The organism is Natronococcus sp. (genome assembly GCF_047921035.1).
GTDB lineage: Archaea > Halobacteriota > Halobacteria > Halobacteriales > Natrialbaceae > Natronococcus.
Genome location: NZ_JBLRWX010000015.1, coordinates 21,429 through 35,758, shown reverse-complemented (window position 1 = coordinate 35,758; position 14,330 = coordinate 21,429). Strand labels below are relative to the sequence as shown.

The window sequence follows — 14,330 nt, the reverse complement described above, 5'->3', positions numbered from 1 at the left end:
GAGCGTGTCCGGCGGACGCTCCGAAGCTATTTCTCGGCGGGCGGTGGGAGCGAACGAACACGCCGACGCTCGCATGACTCTCGAAGTCGAACACTTGGACAGCATCGAGGAGGCGAACCGCAACCAGTGGAACCACGTCGTCGAGGGGTCCGACCTGGGCTGTGTCTTCCACCGCTACGAGTGGCTCCTGGCGGTCGAAAAGGGGCTGGACCGCGAACCCCGACACCTCGTGGTCTCGAAGAAGGGAAACCCGATCGCCGTCCTTCCGAACGTCGTCGACGAGTTGGGTCCGGTCGGCAGGCTGAAGTCGATCCACCCGGGCTTCGGCGGCCCCATCGCGACGACCGACGAGGAACGGGCGATCGGACTCCTCCTCGACGCCGTCGCCGAGCGCTGCGACGGCCGGATCCTGTTCAACCAGCTCCGTCCCTACGATCAGGGGTTCGTCCGCTACCACGGACTCCTCCGCGAGCGAGGGTACGCGGTCGCCGTTCGCTCGAGCCGGTTCGTCCTCGATCTCACCCGCGGCTGGGAGCCGATCCTCGAGGGGATGGACAGCAAGCGCCGTCGCGGGATCCGGCGAGGCCACGACGCCGACGTCGAGGTCGTCGAGGAGCCCGTGAACGCCCCGGTGCTGGCCGCGTTCCACGACGACTACGTGCGAGTGATGGATCGCGTCGATCTCTCCGCGTTCCCGTCCTCGTTTTTCGCCGAGTTCGAGCGACTCGACGAGCGGATCGTGATCTTCTCGCTCCGGGTCGACGGCGAGCGCCGGGGGATGTACCTGTACGTCGTCGACGAGGAGCAGTCGGGGTTCCAACACCTCTACTCCGCGGTCACCGCCGACCACTTCGAGTACCACGCGCCGGAGTTGCTCCACGAGCACGCGATCCGCTGGGCGATCGATCGGGAGCACGAGACCTACGAACTCCGCGGTTCGACGCCGGACTTCCGGAACGGCGTGTTCAGGTTCAAGGAGTACTTCGGCGCCCGACCGATCCCGCTGTTGCTCTGGGAACGCGGCCGGCCGGCGCCCGCGCTGTCGGCGCTGAACCTCGCCCGAACGCTCCACCGCCGGTACGAGCCGCCGTGGAAGTAATTCGTCACGCGCCGGAGGACTCGCGCTCGCGGGACGGGTCGGCGCCGCCGGAAGACGTTCGCGACGCCGGCGTCGGTCCCGACCCACGCCCACAGTCGACCGTTCGGTCGGCGGATTCGCGTGGCTGACTCGCTGTCCTCGGCGGTGCGGTCGGTCGTCGGTGCCAAGCTATTCGTCGTCTTCGCGGGGTTTCTGTTCACGCCGGCGCTGGTCAGGCTGCTCGGCCCGACGGAGTACGGTCGGTACGCGCTCACGCTCTCGATCTTCGGCATCGTCAACGTCGTGATCGTCGGGGGGACGAGCGACGCGGTCCGCAAGTACATCTCCGAGCGCTCGGATCCCGCCTGGCGGGCCGCGGTCTACGGCTACGTGTTCCGCCCGGCGCTGGTCCTCGGCGTCCTCGTCGCGCTCGCCTTCTGGCTCGCCGCGCGGTCCGGCCTCGCTGCCCGCCTGTTCGGCGCCCCCTTCACCTCGCTGTTCTACCTGCTCGGCGGGTACGCGGTCGCCAGCCAGCTCGCCTCCCACAACCTGCGGACGCTGATGGGGCTCGAGCGCGAGTCACGCTCGGAACCGCTGAAGGTCCTCGAGAAGACGCTGTTCGTCCTCACGGCGCTGGGGCTCGTCTATCTGGGCCTCGGCGTGGAGGGGGTCCTCCTCGGCCACATCATCGCCAGCGCGACGGTGTTCGTCCTCGCGTTCGGGTTCGTCGCCCGGTCGATCCCGCTCCGGTCGCTGGTCTCGCCGCCGACCGTCGACCTTCCCAGGCGAGGGATCGTCGCCTACCTCGGGAGCACGATCCTCTTCTTTCTCTTCTTGAACTCGCTGTACCACGTCGACGTCGTTCTCCTGCAGCTGTGGACGACCGACGAGACCGTCGGCTACTACCGCGGGGCGCTCTCGATCGCCGAGTTCCTCTGGCTGGCTCCGATCGCGGTCCAGCTCGTGCTCCTCCAGCGGGTCTCGAGCCGGTGGGCCGCGGGCGACCTCGAGGCGATCCAGCACCAGGCCGAGCGGGCCACCCGGTACGTCCTCCTCCTCACGGCCCTGCTGGCGGTCGGCGTCGCCGCGCTGGCCGCCGACTTCGTCCCGCTCTATCTGGGCTCGGCGTTCGAGCCGTCGGTGCTGCCCCTGTTATTGCTGCTCCCGGGCGTCGTCGGGTTCGCCGTCGCGCGGCCGACGCTGGCGATCAACCAGGGCCGGCGCTCGCTGCGTCCCCTGCTGGCGGCGACGGGCGCCTGTTCGCTGGTCAACCTCGCGCTCAACCTGGCGCTGATCCCCGCCTACGGGATGGCGGGCGCGGCCGTCGCCACCTCGGTCGGCTACGGCAGCCTCGTCGCGTTCCAGTCGCTCGCCGCCCGCTACGTGGGGTATCGCCCGCTCGAGGGGATCCGATCGAAACCGATCCTCGTCTCGGCCGCCGGGACGGCCGCCCTCATCGTTCCGCTGGCGGTCGCCGTTCCGTCGTCGCTACTGGTCCTCGCCGTCGTCCCGCCGCTGGGCGCGCTCGCGTACGCGACGCTCGCGGTCGTCACCGGCGCGCTCACCCGCGAGGAGCTCGCGGAGATCGTCGACGGGATCGGCGTCCTCCCGCGGGGGCTCGAGCGACGGCTGTTCGCCGCGGTCGATCGGCTGCCGAAGCTCCAGGAGTGATTCAGCTCACGGACGTTTCGACGGCGCCCCGATCGGTCGAGCGGATCGACCGAGCAGCGCTCGCAGCGCGAACCGGAAGGTGTGGTCGGTCTCGGTCAGCCGATTCAGGAAGTACCGCTTCCAGCGGGTGCCGTAGGGGACGTACTGGCCGACGTCGTACTCGGTCGCCAGCTCCCGCTGGACCGCCGGCCGGACGCCCATCAGCATCTGGATCTCGAGGGCCGTCCCGTGGCGCTCGCTCAGTTCGACGGCGTACTCGAGGATCGAGAGGTCGTGGGTCGCGACGGCGACCGGCCCCTCGAGTGTCTCGAACCCACGCTCGAGGACGTCCCGGTAGGCTCGATCCATCCGCTCGGGATCGCGGTAGGCGACCGAGGGCGGTTCGTCGTAGGCGCCACCCCGAACGAGGCGAACCCGTCCGGGGACGCCCGCGAGGCGCTCGAGGTCGGCTGTCGTTCGCTTCAGGTTCGCCTGCAGACAGACGCCCAGTTGCGCGTCGCCGTATCGGGAGACGAACGCCTCGAAGACGTCGAGGGTCGCGTCCGTCGTCGCCCGCTCCTCCATGTCGAGCCAGACGACGACGTCGCGCTCGCTCGCGACCTCGAGGATCGACTCGAGCGACCGACGGAGGACGCCCTCGCCGAGGTCGAGCCCGAGCTGGGAGGGTTTGACCGACACCGATCCCTCGAGTCCCGCGTCGCCGATCGCGGCGACCAGCTCGCGGTACGCTTCCGTATCGGCCCGCACCCGATCGGGATCGTCGTGGTGGGTTCCCAGTCGGTTGATCATACCCCGGATTCCGCGCTCGTTCAACCGACGGACGCGCTCGAGGGCCTCGGCCTCGGTCTCGCCGGCGACGAATCGTCGGGCGACGGGCGGGATCATCCGTTCGGATCGGTCGCATCCGTTCCGCCCGCCGGCTCCCATCGGCAGGTCACGAGCCGCCCTCCGGAGGTTCGGTCCTCGAGGACCGTCGCCTCGACCGGTCGCTCGAGCCCGACGGCGAGTCCGCAGGCCAGCGTCGAGACCGCGGGGTGGTCGAACCGGTCGACGGGACCGAAGGCGTCGTCCGCGACCGCGACCTCGAGCCGTCCCTCGGCCGCGTCGACCGACGGCGCCGCGTCGGAGACGAACTCGAACCGATGGACGAGCGCGTCGGTCAGCTGCTCGGCCAGCCGCTCGGGTTCGGTTGCGAGCCCGTCCTCGAGCGACCGCTCGAGTTCGGCCACGAACGGCGCGCCGACGGGCTCGAGCGACAGCGCCGGCTCGTCGGCGTCGCCTCCGTCTCCGGCGACCGGATCCGCTCCTCGAGGAGGGTCGGCGAGGGGAACGACCAGCCGAACTCCGTCCGGGTCGCTCCCCGAAACCGGAGCGTAGCGTCGGTCGGCGGTACCGTCGACCGTCTCCACGAGCCGGGCGAGGTTGGCTGCGCTCGTCTCGTAGACCCGCGTCGCGTCCCGCGCTTCCACGGTGCGTTCCGGCTCCAGCCCGTACGCGAGTACGGCGGCGACCCCGCCGATCCCGGCGATCGCGAACAGCACTGCCCGCCCGTCCGGTATCGCGAGGCCGGCGACGAACGCGAGCGCGCCGAGGAGGGCGAACCCGACCACGGTTCCGTTCTGCCCCCGGTGGTGGCCGTCGCCCGATTCGCGCCGGAGGGGTGCCTCGAGCGCCCCCTCGTTCGCGGCGAGCGTCGTCGACGACTCCCGTCGAACCACCGAGGTGTCGTCGTCCAGGTCGGTCGTCACGGCTTTCACTCGCCCAACGTACGGCGAAGGGGTGTTTGAAACTGTGGGGCCGAAACGGCGTATTTCCTCGCAGCGAACGGAACAATACGCGATTTCCCACCGATCGGTCAGTCCTCGAGAGGTGATCGGTCCGCTGCGTCTCGTCTCGACTGCGATCGGGTGCGTCGCCTCCGGGAGCCGACACGTGGAGCGGTTCGACCGCGTCCGAGCGAGGCGGTTCGGTCACGTCCCGGTGACCGTCCGGATCGACGACGAACGGGTTTTATGCGCCGACCGTGGTAGGCCACGGGCGATGGGTTCGAACGGTCCGCTCGGCTCGGTTCGACGGCTCCCGGCCGACCTCGCCGTCGCGCTGGCGGTGACGGGACTGGTCACCGTCGCGACGTTCGCTCCGGTGCTCCGCGAGACGCCGATTCGGATTCCGCTCGGACTCGCCTTTCTGCTGGTCGTCCCCGGCTACGTCGTCGTTTCCGCGCTGTTCCCGACGCGGGACGACGTCGACGGCGTCGATCGGTTCTCGCTGTCGGTCGTCTCGAGTGCGATCGTCGTCCCCGCCGTCGGCCTGGCACTGAACGCGACGCCGTGGGGGATCCGACTCGAGCCGATGCTGATCGGGGTGTCGCTTCTCGTTTTGGCAACAGTCGTCGTCGCGACGCGACGGCGACTGGCCGTGCGACCGGCCGACCGGTTCCGGGTGCCGTACCGCAAGTGGGGTCGACGGGCGACGGACGCGCTTCGACCCGACGGCGTCGCCGACCTCGCGCTAACGCTCTCGCTCGCTGTCGCCGTGATCGTCGCCGTCGGCGCGGTCGGGTTTGCCGTCGCCGACCACCACGGCTACGGACCGGCGATCGGCGAGGACGACGACGGCTCCGCGGCGATCTCCCTGCTCGACGCCGACGGGGAGCTGTTGACCGACGGAGTGGAACTCGAGCCCGGAACGACCGAGTCGATCGCGATCGGCGTCGACAACCACGCCGACGAGGAGCGGACGTACACCGTCGTCGCGCTCGAGCAGGAACTCGAGGATGGCACTGTCGACGGGGAGCGCGAACTCGAGCAAGTCGAGGTACCGGTCGACGGTGGTGAGTTTGAGGTGTTCGAGTACGACCTCGAGATGACGGGCAGCGACGGTGGACGGCTCGTCTGGCTCCTGTACTCGGGAGCCGTTCCCGACGAGCCGGCACCCGACACCGCAACAGCACACGTCTCGGTGACGATCGCTGAGAATGAGTGAGAACCTTCTCACCGTGAACGGCGAGGCTTTCCCTGTATATACACCTGGTCATGGTCCAGTCAACGGTCTCGTGGACTTCCCCGCTGGGAGAACACGTCTCGAGGCTATTCCTGGCACGTGGGTGGTGAACGAATCATGACCAGGTGTATAGCGAACGCCAGTCAGTCGTCGCCTTCGAATTCGTCTTCATATCCCCGAGCGTTCCGCGGACGGGGGAGCGAAACCGGCTCGGTACGACCTGCCAGTCCGGGGTTCTCGTTTCGGAATTAGCAGGTGTCGGAGCGGCGTAATTCGGTATTATCGCTGCTCGTCGCGGGCAAGACGTCGCGGAGCCGCTCTCGTGCGACCGTACAAGAGGACTCAAGGTACGGAACGCGATCCTGCGACGGGGCTTTACCAGTACCGGTACATCGGGAAGCGATTCACACCGTATATCGACGATTGAACCGAAGAGACTGTCAACAGGTCACAAGAGGGTACCGAATATATTGCAGCGCATGTCGATCGACTCCGCGATCGTCCTGGCTGCTGGAGAGGGGACCCGTCTCCGTCCGCTGACACGGAACCGCCCCAAGCCGATGCTCCCGGCGGCGACGAAACCGATCCTTGAACACGTCTTCAATCAGCTGATCGACGCGGGAATCTCCGAACTCGTCGTCGTGGTCGGCTACCGACGCGAGCGAGTCCAGTCGTACTTCGGCTCGACCTACCGAAACGTCCCGATCAGCTACGTCGTCCAGGAGAAACAGCTCGGCACCGGCCACGCACTGCTCGCGGCCGAGTCCGAGGTTACTGGCGCCTGTCTGGCGATCAACGGGGACCAGATCGTCGACTCTCGGATCATCGGCGACGTCGTCCGAGCGCACGACTCGAGCGCCGCCGCGACGGTCGCGTACCTCCACAGGTCGAACGTCGAATCCTACGGCGGCGTTCTCGTCGAGGACGGACTCGTGACGGATATCGTCGAGAACCCGCGGGACGGCCGGAACTACCGACTCAACGCGGGCGTGTACGTGCTCGAGCCCGTCGCGTTCGACGGCGTTCGATCGGCCCGGTCGAGAAACGGGGAACACCTCCTCGTCGACGGCCTCTCAACGCTCGTCGACACCGGCGAGATCGTTCGAGGGGTCGCCTCGGAGGGGCTCTGGACCGACGCGACGTATCCCTGGGATCTCCTCGACGTCTCCGCCGAACTGTTCGAGACCGGATTCGTCAACGGTGACCCCGAAATCGGCGACCGCGAGGCGACGATCCACGACGACGCGGTTATTCGCGGTCCCGTCGTGATCGACCGGGACTGTGCGATCGGCCCGGGCGCCGTCGTCGGACCGTACGTCTGCCTCGGAGAGAACGCGACGATCGGCGCCAACGCCGTCGTCGAACGGAGCGTCGTCGACGCCGACACCACGATCGGCGCCAACGCGACCGTCATCGAGTGCGTTACCGGAACCGGCGTCGAGATCGGCCCGGGATCGACGATTCCGGGCGGCCCGGGCGACGTCCGCGTCGGCGACACCGTCTACGAGGACGAAGCCCTCGGCGCGCTGCTGGCGGACCGCGTTATCGACCGCGGCGGCATCGACTACGTCCCGGGGGCACTCGTCGGACCCGAAACGGACATCGAGACCGGGACGACGGTCCGAGGAACGCTCGCCGGCGGAACGGAGGTGCGTTCCTGATGTGTGGAATCATCGGATACGCGGGTGGACAGGCGGACCGGAACGTCGTCGAGGTGCTCTCGAGCGGTCTCTCGAAACTGGAGTACCGCGGCTACGATTCGGCGGGAATTGCGATCGCGGACCCGTCGGTGTCGGTCTACAAGCGAGAGGGCGAACTCGAGGCCCTCGAGGAACACCTCCCCGAGGGAACCGTCGACGCGCTGGCGGGGATCGGCCACACCCGCTGGAGTACGCACGGCCCGCCGTCCGACGAGAACGCCCACCCCCACACCGACTGCGAGGGACGGGTCGCCGTCGTCCACAACGGGATCGTCGAGAACTACCGCGAGCTTCGCGACGAGCTCGAGGCCGCGGGCCACGTCTTCGAGAGCGAAACCGACACCGAGGTCATCCCCCACCTCATCGAGGCGGCCCTCGAGCAGGGCGCCGACCCCCGCTTCGCGTTTCGCCGGGCGATCGAGCGCCTCGAGGGGAGCTACGCCGTGGCCGCGGTGTTTCACGGTCGAGAGGAGGTGTACGCGACCCGGGACCAGTCGCCGCTCGTGCTCGGCGTCGACGACGGCTGTGCGCTGTTGGCCAGCGACGTTCCCGCCTTCCTCGAGTACACCGACGAGGTCGTCTATCTCGAGGACGGCCAGTTCGCGACGATCAGACCGAGCGGGATCGAGGTCCGCGACGAGCGGGGAGCGCTCGTCGACGTCTCGGTCGAGACCGTCGACTGGGATCCCGAGGACGCCGGCAAGAGCGGTTACGACCACTACATGCTCAAGGAGATCTACGAACAGCCCCGGTCGATCCGGGAGTGTCTCCGCGGACGTCCACGGCCCCTCGAGGAGGCGGTCTCGATCGAGGAGCTCGACGGCCTGTCGCGACCGACCGAGGTGCAGTTCGTCGCCTGCGGCACCTCCTATCACGCCTCCCTGTACGGCGCTCGGCTGTTCCGCGAGCGGGGCGTCCGGGCGACGGCGTTTCTCGCGAGCGAGTACGACGTCGAGCGACTGCCGGTCGACGACGGGACGCTGGTCGTCGGCGTCACCCAGAGCGGCGAGACCGCGGACACCCTGCGCGCGCTTCGAACCGCCAACGGGGTCGGCGCGCGGACCCTCGCGGTCACGAACGTCGTCGGGAGTTCGGCCGCACGGGAGGCCGACCATACCATGTACATCCGCGCGGGACCCGAAATCGGCGTCGCCGCGACGAAGACGTTCTCCTCCCAGCAGGTCGCCCTGGCGATGCTCTCGAGCGCGCTCACCGACGAGTGCTCGCGGCGGTTCGTCGAGGCCTTGCGGGAGCTTCCCGACGGGATCCAGTCGATCCTCGACGGCTCGAACGCGCGGGCCGTCGCCGAGGAGTACGTCGGCGCCGACGCCTACTTCTTCATCGGCCGCGGGTACGAGGCGCCGGTCGCCCTCGAGGGCGCACTCAAGATGAAGGAGATCACGTACGAACACGCCGAGGGCTTCGCGGCCGGCGAGCTCAAACACGGACCGCTCGCGCTGGTAAGCGAGGCGACGCCGGTGATCGCGCTGGTCAACGGCCGGGCGAACACCGATCGGATGCTCGGCAACGTCACGGAGGTCGAGACTCGAGGAGCGCCGATCGTCGCGGTGACCGACGATCCGGGTGCGGTCGCGGGCCACGCCGACCACGTCCTCTCGGTGCCCGAGACCCACTGGCGGTTCTACCCGATCCTGGCGAACGTCCAGCTGCAGCTGCTCGCCTACTGGGTCGCCAACCGGCTGGGCCGATCGATCGACAGGCCGCGCAACCTCGCGAAGAGCGTCACTGTCGAGTGAGACGGTTTGCTGCACCGAGTTGCCGGTGGGACCGCAGGCCGGATCGCGGTCCCACCGGAACTGACGTACAGCAGACAGTATGAGAACTCGAGCTACTCGCGGTCGTCCTCCTCGACGCTCGCGCGTCGGCGCAGCCACTCGAGGCCGAGCGCGCCGCCGGCGATCCCGGCACCGGTGGTGAAGCCGGGCATCCCCTCGGTGTCGTCGTTACTATCAGCATCGACGTCGTCCGAGTCGGTAGCCCCGTCGCCGTCCTGACCGGTTGCGGAGCTGTTCTCTTCGATTTCTCGAGTTTCGTTGTTGTCGTCCGTCTCCGTGTCCCCGTCGTCCGTCGTGCCGGTTTCGGTGTCGTTACCCCTCGATTCGTCGCCTCCCGTCTCGTCGGTCGCGTTCCCGTCGGTGTCGTCGTTCGCCTCCTCGCCGGTGTAGCCGTCGTCGGTCTCGGTACCGTCGACCTCCTCGAGGCCGTCGCCGTCCGAGTCGGCAGCCCCATCGTCGCCGTTCGAACCGTCGCTTCCGTCCTCGTCGGAGCCGTCCTCACCGGCGTCGTCGCTCGAGTCGTCCGGGTCGTTCCCGTCGTCCTCGTTCTCCCCGTCGCCGTCGCTCTCCTGCGTCTCGTCGTCTCCCTCCGCTTCGGTTTCGCCTTCGTCTTCGCCGTCCGACTCCTCGTCTTCGGTCTCCTCGGACTCCTCGTCCCCGCTGCCCGATCCGGAGCGGATGGCGACCAGCCGTTCGTCACCTGCGTCCCCGCTCGCGGCGACGTAGACGGTGTCCTCGCTGGCGGCGTACCACTCCGAGAGGTCGCCGATGTCGAGGTCGTCGTGGGTGAACGTCCACTGCTCGGTGCCGTCCTCAAGGTCGAACCCGTACAGTGCGTCGACGTACTCGTCGCCCGGGTAGTAGGGAACGATGACGGTCTCGCCGACGATCACGGGGCGGCGCCAGGCGTCCGTGCCTCCGCCCTCGCTCCAGTTCTCGGTTCCCTCGTGGTCGGCGCTCGAGAACCCGTGTCTGCCCGTCGTCACGCGCGTCCCGTCGGTCATCGCGGGCGGGAACCGGAAGGTGAGTCGATCGACCTCCTGACCCGTGTCGGCGTCGAGTACCGGATAGGTGTCGCCGTCGGCGATCGAGCCGGTGTAGACCCTGTCGGCGGTCGCCATCACGTGGCCGTGGGGGTCCCACTGCCACTGCTCCCAGTAGGTCCACTCGGTCTCGCCGGTGCCCGCGTCGAGCGCGGCGAAGCCGGCGGTGCCGTCGGCGCCGACGCCCTCGCCGACGGCCGCGTAGACGGAGCCGTTCGCGACCGCGAGGGGGACGGCCGCGAACGAGACCGTCGCGTCGTCGATCTCGGGCATTCCGGTCCCGGACTCGCGCTCGAGGGCGACCGACTCGCGGCGCCACTCGAGCGAGCCGTCGGCTGCGTCGAACGCCAGCAGCTCCCCGTCGGCGACGAGGGAGACGGTGCCGTCGACAACGGTCGGGGACGTCGACTCGCCGCCCTCGAGATCGGTCGTCCACCGAATCTCGCCGCTGGCGGCGTCCAGGGCCGTGAGCGCCTCGCCGCCGACGTAGACGGCGTCGTCGGCGACGGCCGGGGTTCCGGCGGCGCCGAGTCCCTCCGCGGTCCAGGCGACCGATCCGTCGGCGTCCTCGAGGGCGTGAACGCCCGTTCCGGTTCGGAGGTAGGCGGTACCGTCGACGGCCGCGAGGTCGCCCGCCCGGTCGTACGTCCACGCCACCGTCTCGGGTTCAGGGAACGCACCGTCCGCCGGCACAGATGCGGTGTTGCCGGCGTTCCCGCGGTAGGACGACCACCCGCCCGCTTCCGAACCCGCCGTTCCCTCGAACTCCGCCTCGGCCGTCCCGGCGGAGGCCAGCACGCTTCCAGCCGCGAGCGCTACACCGGTCGACAGCACGGATCGACGACGCCAGTTTGCCATACTTTCTCTCCCCTCGAGACGACCATTGCTATCCGGTTGCTATAGTAGAACTTGTTCTATGCACAACTGTTCTAAACAATTGTATCGTCTCCCAAGCGCACAATATATCGTCGATCGGCGGGAGCCGACCTCCGAGGCGGACAGCGCCGCACCGTCCTCGCGCCGGAATAGTAATCGCTGGATAACGTATCGAAAAAATCGCTGTCGCGACCGCCGATTCGCGACCGCTATCACCGATACGCTCGCGCGATCAGTCGGCGAGGTGGCGGTCGACCGCCTCGCGGACGTTGAATCCCGGCCGGATCGGGACGCCCTCGAGGGCGGCCAGCTCGCGGTCGACGAACGCGAGGGGATCGTCGGGCAGGAACTCGGTGCGGTCGCGGTCGGCGACCATCTCGCGGACCGCAGTTCTCGAGTCCGCGTCGAGGGCGATCCCGCCGAGGAAGGCGGCCCCGGCGTGGTCGGTGCCGGCGCGAGCCCAGTCGGCGTCGGCCTCGTCGCTGAGACTCGCCAGCGCGAGCGGTGGCTCGAACATCTCATACGGACCGTTGTCGTTCGGTACCGGTGATCGCTGTCCCCGTCCCAGCGATCACCGGTAAAACGTTCCAACGATCCGTATCAGTGATCGTGACCGTCGTAGCCGTGGGTGCCATGCTCTCGCGCTCCATCGATCCACTCGGACGCGTCGCGTTCGCCTTCCGCGAACTCCAGCGTGCGCTCGGCCAGTTCGGCGTTCTCGAGTACGCCGTCCGCGAGCAGGAGCCGCTCGAGAGCAGCGAGCCACCGCCGGTAGTACGCCGCCTCCGACGCTTCTTCGTCGGCGGGGACGGCCGACTCGTCGGCCCGTTCGATCTCCTCGGCGAGCCGTTCCTGGAACGTCCCCCACTCGTACGTTCCGTCCGCCGAGAGCGCGACCGCGATGGCGAAGGCCCGGGCCTGCCAGGGGGTACGGAAGGTCCGTGAGTCGTCCGCCGCGGGCTCGAGGGCCGGGAGTCGGGGCGCCGGCTCGTCGTCGGTCATCGGTCGCCCTCGCCGGTATCTTCCCGCTGGCATGTGTCCTCGAGCCGTTCGACGCCGATCATCGCGTCCCGCGTCACGAGATCGACCAGTTCGTCCGCGGCCATTCCCGCCGTTCCGGATGGGCGCTGTGGAAGCACCATGTACCGACACTCTGAGGTGCTGTCGTGGACGTGGACCTCCACGTCCGGCGGGAGGTCGGTGCCGAACTCGTCCGCGAGCAGTGCCCGCGGCTCCTTGACCGCCCGCGATCGGTACTCGGGAGTTTTGTACCACGTCGGCGGCAGCCCGAGCAGCGCCCACGGGTAACACGAACAGAGCGTACAGACCACGAGGTGGTGCTCGTCCGGGCCGTTCGCGACGACCTCGAGGTCGATCGCGTCGCCGTCGACATCGACCACCTCCGCTGCGGCGGCCATCCCGTCCGCGAGGAGCCGGTCACGGTACTCGTCGTCGGTCCACGCTCGAGCGACGACGCGGGCCCCGTTGAGCGGCCCGATCTCGTGTTCGTAGGTGGCGATGATCTCGTCGACGGCGTCGGTCGAGAGCAGTTCCTTCTCGACGAGAAGCGACTGGAGTGCGCGGACGCGCGACTCCGGATCGTGGGCCCGCGCGTGTTCGTCTACGTCGAACTCGGTGCCGTCGCTCATCGCGATCCCTCCGCGTCGGCTTCCGCCGGCTTCAGGTACGATTCCCACAGATCGAGGGTGACGCTGACGCCGTCTTCGGCGTCCTCGCCCCACAGCTCCGTGCCGTCGAACGCCACCTGGTAGAGCGGTTCGGCGCCGTCGTCCCCGTGGGCGCGAGCGTCGGGGAGCACCTGCGTACCGCGGCGGGCGACGACCTCGCCGCGAGCGCGGCGGGCGTAGCGCGGACAGCGGGTGTGGCCGTCCGGATGTCGGTTCCGGACGACGACCGCGTCACCGACCGCGAACAACGGCGACTCCGCGGGGGCGTCCGTCGCGTAGGAGTCCTCAACGCCGGCCGCGAGTCGGCCGAGCATCCGGGGATCCTCGTAGTCTGGCACGGTCGCCGTCCCGGCCTCGAAGGCGTCGGTTCGACTCGCGAACGTCCCGGGATCGATCACGTCGTCCTCGAGCAACAGCCGTGTGAGCGCGGTGACCCACCGGTCGTAGTACGTCGACTCGAGGTACTGCTCCGGCGGCAGTCGCTCGATGCTGTGTCGAAACTCGTCGATCGAGGCGACGCGGTTCCCGAGCGTGGCGACGAACGTGGCGTACGCCTCGCCTTCCCAGCGCTCGTGGAAGGTGTCGCTCTCGCCGCCGTCGTACGGAACCGGACCGAACCCGTCCATTCCGCCGACGTCGTGGATCCCGTTCATGGCACGTCCGTGGACAGGAACCGTGATAAACCTAGCTTCCGGCCGACCGCGGAGCGCCGCGGATTACCGGGACGGCGTCTCGAGGCCGGGTCCCTGGTGCCGGTCGACGGCCGCCCGGACGCGCTCGAGCACCACTGGATCGTCGCTCGGCCGGCCGACGCTGACCGCGTCCGCGCCGTAGTCGACGTACTCGCGGACCGTCTCGTCGTCGCGGACGCCGTTGTTCGCGACGACGAACAGGTCGGTCGCGTCGTCGATCCCGGCGATCACCGACTCGGTGTCCATCGCGTCGACGTGGACGAACGACGCGCCCGCGGCCTCGAGTTCGGCGGCGAGCGCGGGGAGCTCGACCCCCGGAACCTCCGCGCGGACCTTGACGCCGACGACTGCCCCAGTCTCGGCCGCGCGGGCGACGTACTCCGCGAGTCGGTCGCTATCCCGCAACAGCGTCTCGCCGCAGCCGACGGCACAGAGCTCCTCCTGGCGGCAGTGGGCGTTGATCTCGAGGACGGCCCCCCGGTCCCGACAGATTCGCGCAGCGTCGGCGACCGGTCCCGGGGTCACGCTGCGGACGTTGAACCCCGGTCGGATCGGGACGTCCTCGAGGGCGGCCAGTTCGCGGTCGACGAACGCGAGGGGGTCCTCGGGGAGAAACTCCGTCCGATCGCGGTCGCGGACCATCTCGCGGGCCGCGGCCCTCGAGTCCGCGTCGAGGGCGATCCCGCCGAGGAAGGCGGCCCCGGCGTGGTCGGCACCGGCGCGGGCCCAGTCGGCGTCGGCCTCCCCGCTGAGACTCGCCAGCGCGAGCGGTGGCTCGAACAT

At 69.1% G+C, this 14,330-nt stretch carries 12 protein-coding genes and 1 pseudogene; 5 read left to right on the top strand and 8 right to left on the bottom strand.

Features of this window, described 5'->3' with window-relative positions:
- Positions 1–73 precede the first annotated feature (73 nt).
- Both ACNA7R_RS05205 and ACNA7R_RS05200 read left to right on the top strand, forming a co-directional pair.
- A complete protein-coding gene (locus tag ACNA7R_RS05205) occupies positions 74–1,099 on the top strand; it encodes a peptidoglycan bridge formation glycyltransferase FemA/FemB family protein (protein ID WP_416282497.1) in 1,026 nt (341 codons plus the stop codon).
- A 120-nt stretch (positions 1,100–1,219) separates the two neighbouring features.
- Positions 1,220–2,749, top strand: a complete 1,530-nt coding sequence (locus tag ACNA7R_RS05200) for a polysaccharide biosynthesis C-terminal domain-containing protein (RefSeq protein ID WP_416282496.1) — start codon at positions 1,220–1,222, stop codon at positions 2,747–2,749.
- Between the two features lie 6 nt (positions 2,750–2,755).
- Here ACNA7R_RS05200 and ACNA7R_RS05195 read toward each other — a convergent pair whose 3' ends face one another.
- Positions 2,756–3,634: a proline dehydrogenase family protein gene (locus ACNA7R_RS05195; RefSeq protein WP_416282495.1), complete on the bottom strand. Its 879-nt coding sequence runs from the start codon at positions 3,632–3,634 to the stop codon at positions 2,756–2,758.
- On the bottom strand, positions 3,631–4,497 hold the full coding sequence (locus tag ACNA7R_RS05190) for a hypothetical protein (RefSeq protein ID WP_416282494.1): 867 nt from the start codon (positions 4,495–4,497) through the stop codon (positions 3,631–3,633). The genes ACNA7R_RS05195 and ACNA7R_RS05190 overlap by 4 nt, the downstream gene beginning before the upstream one ends.
- 292 nt (positions 4,498–4,789) lie before the next feature.
- On the opposite strand from ACNA7R_RS05190, the gene ACNA7R_RS05185 reads away from it, so the two are divergent.
- The 3 genes from ACNA7R_RS05185 (at position 4,790) to glmS (ending at position 9,209) form a co-directional block, all read left to right on the top strand.
- Complete coding sequence (locus tag ACNA7R_RS05185) at positions 4,790–5,734, top strand: DUF1616 domain-containing protein (protein ID WP_416282493.1); 945 nt, start codon at positions 4,790–4,792, stop codon at positions 5,732–5,734.
- Between the two features lie 497 nt (positions 5,735–6,231).
- Complete coding sequence (locus tag ACNA7R_RS05180) at positions 6,232–7,413, top strand: sugar phosphate nucleotidyltransferase (RefSeq protein WP_416282492.1); 1,182 nt, start codon at positions 6,232–6,234, stop codon at positions 7,411–7,413.
- On the top strand, positions 7,413–9,209 hold the full coding sequence (gene glmS, locus ACNA7R_RS05175) for a glutamine--fructose-6-phosphate transaminase (isomerizing) (protein ID WP_416282491.1): 1,797 nt from the start codon (positions 7,413–7,415) through the stop codon (positions 9,207–9,209). Before ACNA7R_RS05180 ends, glmS begins: the two co-directional genes overlap by 1 nt.
- A 92-nt stretch (positions 9,210–9,301) precedes the next feature.
- Here the strand turns inward: glmS and ACNA7R_RS05170 are convergent, their stop codons facing one another.
- From ACNA7R_RS05170 to ACNA7R_RS05145, 6 genes and pseudogenes are all read right to left on the bottom strand, one after another.
- On the bottom strand, positions 9,302–11,149 hold the full coding sequence (locus tag ACNA7R_RS05170) for a PQQ-binding-like beta-propeller repeat protein (protein ID WP_416282490.1): 1,848 nt from the start codon (positions 11,147–11,149) through the stop codon (positions 9,302–9,304).
- A 253-nt stretch (positions 11,150–11,402) separates the two neighbouring features.
- Positions 11,403–11,684 (bottom strand): annotated as a pseudogene (locus tag ACNA7R_RS05165) (dihydropyrimidine dehydrogenase); the annotation flags it as partial.
- 83 nt (positions 11,685–11,767) lie between these two features.
- Complete coding sequence (locus ACNA7R_RS05160; RefSeq protein ID WP_416282489.1) at positions 11,768–12,169, bottom strand: nitrile hydratase accessory protein; 402 nt, start codon at positions 12,167–12,169, stop codon at positions 11,768–11,770.
- Entirely contained in the window at positions 12,166–12,816 is a 651-nt protein-coding gene (gene nthA / locus ACNA7R_RS05155) for a nitrile hydratase subunit alpha (RefSeq protein WP_416282488.1), read from the bottom strand. The genes ACNA7R_RS05160 and nthA overlap by 4 nt, the downstream gene beginning before the upstream one ends.
- Positions 12,813–13,508, bottom strand: a complete 696-nt coding sequence (nthB, locus tag ACNA7R_RS05150) for a nitrile hydratase subunit beta (protein ID WP_416282487.1) — start codon at positions 13,506–13,508, stop codon at positions 12,813–12,815. Before nthB ends, nthA begins: the two co-directional genes overlap by 4 nt.
- 63 nt (positions 13,509–13,571) lie before the next feature.
- Positions 13,572–14,330 (bottom strand): tRNA-dihydrouridine synthase, encoded by a 759-nt coding sequence (locus tag ACNA7R_RS05145; protein ID WP_416282486.1) that lies wholly within the window; start codon positions 14,328–14,330, stop codon positions 13,572–13,574.